This is a genomic window from Microbacterium sp. BF1, assembly GCF_019279095.1.
Classification (GTDB): Bacteria; Actinomycetota; Actinomycetes; order Actinomycetales; family Microbacteriaceae; genus Microbacterium; species Microbacterium maritypicum.
Genome location: NZ_JAGYWT010000159.1, coordinates 1 through 5,262 on the forward strand (window position 1 = coordinate 1; position 5,262 = coordinate 5,262).

The 5,262-nt window shown below is 67.7% G+C and carries 4 protein-coding genes and 1 pseudogene; 4 read left to right on the forward strand and 1 reads right to left on the reverse strand.

Annotated elements, in window-relative coordinates; all coding sequences use genetic code 11:
* Both KZA10_RS07535 and KZA10_RS07540 read left to right on the forward strand, forming a co-directional pair.
* Positions 1-776, forward strand: a 776-nt coding sequence (locus tag KZA10_RS07535) for a helicase-associated domain-containing protein (protein WP_218682552.1), incomplete at its 5' end; no start/stop codon positions are given.
* A gap of 37 nt (positions 777-813) precedes the next feature.
* A complete protein-coding gene (locus KZA10_RS07540) occupies positions 814-2,454 on the forward strand; it encodes a DNA repair helicase XPB (RefSeq protein ID WP_017828924.1) in 1,641 nt (546 codons plus the stop codon).
* A gap of 10 nt (positions 2,455-2,464) precedes the next feature.
* Here KZA10_RS07540 and KZA10_RS07545 read toward each other — a convergent pair whose 3' ends face one another.
* The gene (locus tag KZA10_RS07545; protein ID WP_141385866.1) at positions 2,465-3,496 is read right to left on the reverse strand and encodes a CPBP family intramembrane glutamic endopeptidase; all 1,032 of its coding nucleotides are present in this window, start codon (positions 3,494-3,496) and stop codon (positions 2,465-2,467) included.
* A 163-nt stretch (positions 3,497-3,659) separates the two neighbouring features.
* Here KZA10_RS07545 and KZA10_RS07550 point away from each other — a divergent pair, with 163 nt between their 5' ends.
* On the forward strand, positions 3,660-4,352 hold the full coding sequence (locus KZA10_RS07550; RefSeq protein WP_017828926.1) for a response regulator transcription factor: 693 nt from the start codon (positions 3,660-3,662) through the stop codon (positions 4,350-4,352).
* A gap of 61 nt (positions 4,353-4,413) precedes the next feature.
* Positions 4,414-5,262, forward strand: a pseudogene (locus KZA10_RS07555) (HAMP domain-containing protein); the annotation flags it as partial.

Here is a 5,262-nt window from a genome sequence, read left to right on the forward strand (position 1 = left end):
GCGGGCAAGCGCTGGTGGGGCTCTATGCCTGTGATCAGCTTGGGCAAGTGCGGCCGCTCTTACGGGGCGGCCGCACTTGCGGTGATCCTCTCTATAGGCGTCGTTGGCTGCTCGGGGCCCGACGAAATGGCGAGACCGAGCAGTCGATCCTCGATTTCCTCTCCTCCGTCTCCCTCACGGGTCTCCCTCAGCCCCTCAGCTACCTGATCGCCCAGACCGCCCAGCGACACGGACTGGTCCGCGTCTCGACCGATGACGAGACCGGCCGCACGCGGATCGAGAGCTCCGACTCACACCTCATCCAGGCGATGGCGGTGGATCAGTCCCTCCGCCCGCTCGCCCTCACCGCGCACCTCGACGCCCTGTCCACCCGCGTCGGCCGGGACACGGTGTACTGGGCGCTCACCGATGCGCGATATCCGGCGACGCTCGTCGGCCCCGACGGCGCCCTGCTCGTCCGCGAGCGGCATCCGGCGCCCCCGTCGTCGGCATCGACCGGGGACTCGATCGACCTGATGCCGCTCATCACCCGGTTGCGCTCGCATCAGGGACCGGATGCCGATGCGGCGTGGCTCGACCGTGAGCTCGAGGCTGCCGTGCGCGCGAAGTCCGTCCTCCAGGTCACGGTCGGGATGCCGGACGGATCGACCAGGGAACTCCTCCTGGAAGCGACAGGGATCGGCGGCGGCAGACTCCGCGGACGAGACCGGGCGGCCGACGTGGAGCGGACCCTCCCGGTGTCGAGCATCCTCACAGCGACGATCGTCGCGCCGTAGGGCCCTGCACCTGTCTCGACCGCTAAACTGGTGAGCTATGTCTGATGGCCCACTGATCGTCCAGAGCGATCGCACCGTGCTGCTCGAAGTCGCCCACGCCGACGCCGAGAGCGCCCGCCACGAGCTGGCGATCTTCGCCGAGCTGGAACGCGCCCCCGAGCACATCCACACCTACCGAATCACGCGTCTGGGGCTGTGGAACGCCAGAGCCGCAGGGCACACCGCCGAAGACATGCTCGAGACGCTCGATCGCTGGTCGCGCTTCCCCGTGCCTCCTTCCGTGTCCGTCGACCTACGCGAGACGGTGAACCGCTACGGGCGGCTGGTCATCGAACGCGACGACGAGGGAACCCTGATCCTGCGCTCCTCCGATCCCGCCGTGCTGGCGCAGGTCGCGAACAACAAGCGCATCCAGCCGCTGCTCATCGGCCACCCGACGCCTGAGACGTTCGTCGTCGATGCCTGGGCTCGCGGGCAGATCAAGCAGGAGCTGCTGAAGATCGGCTGGCCCGCCGAAGACCTCGCCGGGTACACCCCGGGGACACCGCACGAGATCGACCTCGCCGAGGACGGCTGGCACATCCGCCCCTACCAGCAGGATGCCGTCGATGCCTTCTCGAAGGACGGCTCGGGCGTCGTCGTGCTCCCCTGTGGCGCCGGCAAGACGATCGTGGGCGCCGGCGCGATGGCCGCGACCAAGACCACCACGTTGATCCTCGTCACCAACACCGTCTCGGCCCGCCAGTGGCGCGACGAGCTGCTCAAGCGCACCAGCCTCACTCCCGAGGAGATCGGCGAGTATTCGGGTCAGGCCAAAGAGGTCAAGCCCGTCACGATCGCGACCTACCAGATCCTGACCGCTAAGCGTAAGGGCGAGTACGCGCACCTGGCGCTGCTCGATGCCCTCGACTGGGGCCTCATCGTGTACGACGAGGTGCACCTGCTGCCGGCTCCGGTGTTCAAGCTCACCGCCGACCTGCAGGCGCGTCGACGGATCGGCCTCACCGCCACCCTCGTGCGCGAGGACGGACGCGAGGGCGACGTCTTCAGCCTGATCGGCCCCAAGCGCTTCGACGCTCCCTGGAAGCAGATCGAGGCGCAGGGCTTCATCTCCCCCGCCGCGTGCTACGAGGTGCGCGTCGATCTGCCGCCGAGCGACCGGCTCGAATACGCCGCGGCGACCGACGACGAACGCTATCGCCTGGCGGCCTCCGCCCCGGCGAAGGTCCAGGCGGTGCGTGAACTCATCGCCAAGCACGAGGGCGAGCGCATCCTCGTGATCGGACAGTATCTCGATCAGCTCGAGTCGCTGTCCGAGGCTCTGAACGCGCCGCAGATCACCGGCGCGACCCCCATCGACGAGCGCGAAGAGCTCTACCGCGCCTTCCGCGAAGGCGACATCTCGCTCCTCGTGGTCTCCAAGGTGGCGAACTTCTCGATCGACCTCCCTGAGGCCTCGGTCGCGATCCAGGTGTCCGGCTCCTTCGGATCGCGTCAGGAGGAGGCCCAGCGACTGGGTCGCCTACTGCGCCCGAAGCAGTCAGGACACACCGCGAGCTTCTACACCCTCGTCGCCCGCGACACGATCGATCAGGACTACGCCCAGAACCGCCAGCGTTTCCTGGCCGAGCAGGGATACAGCTACACGATCATGGACTCGGACGCGATCGCCGCCTGACCGCGGAAGATCACGCTCGGGCGGAACGTCCCTGCAGGGCGAGACCGAGGTGATGGGTACCGGTCGCCCCCACGGTGGGCGATGCGGCCCGCGCCGTGCGTGCGATCCCGAGCCTCGCCGCCCAACGGTCGGCGAGCAGGGCGTAGACGACCATGGCCAGCGCTGACGCGAGAAGGTCGACAGCCGTGCCCGAGGTCGCGTTGGCGTCGACCAAGGTGACGGATCCGAGCAGGAAGATGAGCACGTTGTTGACGATGTGCAGCGAGATCGCCGCCTCGAGTCCACCCGTGCGCCAGGTCAGCCAGGCGGCGACGATCGCGAACATGCCCACGCTGGCCGCGCCCCAGATGTCGTAGCCGTGGCCGAGCACGAACAGCGGCACGGGCAGGAGGATGGCGAAGGCGGGATGACGCAGCCATCCCCCGACCAGCTGCATCAGATACCCGCGGAACACGTACTCCTCGGCCGCGGCCTGGAAGGGGATCAGCAGCAGCACGAGCAGCACCATGATCCACAGTCCCGGGTGCGAGAAGTCGGCGGTCACCGCGTCGCCGGTGAGCGCCGACCACCCCAGCACCACGGCGAAGTAGACGACAAACACCGCGAGCGCCAACAGCAGACTCCTGCCGAGCCATCCCATCCGCAGACGCCCGGTGACAGACGACAGCAGACCGACCCCGCGTCCCTCGACGATCCGCGAGGCCAGCAGCAGGGCGGGGATCATCAGGATCAGCGGCAGCACCAGCGCCACGAGCAGCCACGGGCGGTCGAGGTCGAAATACTGCGACGTCGTGAGGAGCACCTGCGCGTCGACACCCCACTCCGGGACGAACATCGACACGATGGCCAGTGGCACGATCACGATCAGCAGGATCGCGATGTAGAGGGCGATGCCGACGAGCCCGGTCAGCAGCATGCGCCACCAGCGATACCGCGGCCGCAGGCGTGCCAGCCGGTGGTAGGCGAGCTGCTCGACACCGGGCAGTCCGGCCTGTGCGACGGTGTTTCCGGGGGCGGGGGTGGCGTCCTCGTTCAAGCTCATACCTCGATCCTCCCGTGTGCAGCTGTGCGCCGCATCCGACCGTGGGACGATCTCGGCTCCCGCCGTCCACTTACCGCGCGCCCGGCTCGCTCGAAGGCGGCGACTCCACGCCGTTCCGCACAATAGTCAGCATCCACATGGTCGGAGTCACCATAATGGGGACATGACTGCTCCGCGCATCCTGGTCGTCGATGACGAACCCAACATCCGCGACCTGCTCTCCACGGGTCTCAGCTTCGCCGGATTCCAGGTGAAGACGGTCGCCAACGGCGCCGCCACGATCTCGGCCGTCCTCGAAGAGGAGCCAGACCTCATCATCCTGGATGTCATGCTGCCCGACATGAACGGGTTCAGCGTGACCAAGCGCCTCCGCGGCGCGGGTTTCACCGCCCCGATCCTGTTCCTGACGGCGAAGGACGGCACCGACGACAAGATCGAAGGCCTCAACGCGGGTGGCGACGACTACGTCACCAAGCCGTTCAGCCTCGACGAGATCGTCGCCAGGGCCCAGGCGATCCTCCGCCGCACGATGCAGGCCGACGAGGAGTCGATCATCCGCGCCGGTGAGCTCTCCATGGATCAGGACACGCACGACGTCCACGTCGGCAAGGAGCCGATCGAGTTGAGCCCGACGGAGTTCAAGCTGCTCCGCTACCTGATGCTCAACCCGAACCGCGTGCTGTCGAAGGCCCAGATCCTCGACCACGTCTGGGAGTACGACTTCAACGGCGACGCCGGCATCGTGGAGAGCTACATCTCCTACCTCCGCCGCAAGATCGATCCGCACACCGAAGAGTCGTTGATCCAGACCAAGCGCGGCTTCGGCTACATGCTCAAGGTCGGCAAGACGGTCTGACGACCACCGCACCACCATCGACGCCGCCCCGCGGCGGAGTCGCCGCATGAGGGAGGACCGCATGGCGCACAAGCCCGATGCGGTCACCAGCTGGTGGCGACGCATCAGCCTTCGGGCGAAGGTCACCGGCGTCACGGTCGCGGTGCTCGCCCTCGGCTTGCTCGTCGCGGGTATCGGCACGGTGCCGATCCTGCGCAACGCCCTGGTCGCGAACATCGACGCCCAGCTTCCCGCCCTGGTCTCCAGTGACCTGGTCGATCGCTACTTCGACACCGTGACGGTCGATGGCGTCAGCACCTACACCCCCCGCGACGAGCAGCCTCGGGACTTCTCCTTCGCGATCTACGACGCGACGGGCGAGCTCCGCGCGACGGCACGCGGCACCGCGGGCCAGGCGCCTCTGTTCCCCGCCCAGTACTCCCTCACGAAAGCGACGGCGAACACCGACCAGATCCCGCTCGAGATGGAGGGAGCCGACGGCCAGCGCTTCCATGCCGCCGTCGCCGTGGTCCCCTCCGAGGGCGGAGTGCTGCGCATTCAGCTGGTGGCCCTGCCGCTCTCGCCTGCCGATCGCATCATCAGCCAGTACTTCGGCATCTACATCACGATCGCCCTGATCACCATCCTGATCGCCGCACTCCTCACGCGTGGACTCGTGACCCTGACGTTCCGCAGGCTCGGCCAGGTCGAGGCGACGGCCATGTCGATCGCCGCCGGCGACTTCCGGCAGCGGCTGACCGACCTCGAGCCGACCACAGAGGTCGGGCGGTTGAACACCGCCATCATCGCTGAAGAAGTCGCGGTCGGCTATGGCGTCCCGGATATGGTTGCCGGCGTCGGTGAGCGTCGTCAGCTCAGCAACCGCCGGCGTCAAGTCGGACCCGTCACCGACACTCTGCAGCTCGCGCTC

Excerpts from the sequence above, each read along its gene's own strand:
- KZA10_RS07540 (WP_017828924.1), top strand. The coding sequence starts at position 814 with ATGTCTGATGGCCCACTGATCGTCCAGAGCGATCGCACCGTGCTGCTC.
- KZA10_RS07545 (WP_141385866.1), bottom strand. The coding sequence starts at position 3,496 with ATGAGCTTGAACGAGGACGCCACCCCCGCCCCCGGAAACACCGTCGCA.
- KZA10_RS07550 (WP_017828926.1), top strand. The coding sequence starts at position 3,660 with ATGACTGCTCCGCGCATCCTGGTCGTCGATGACGAACCCAACATCCGC.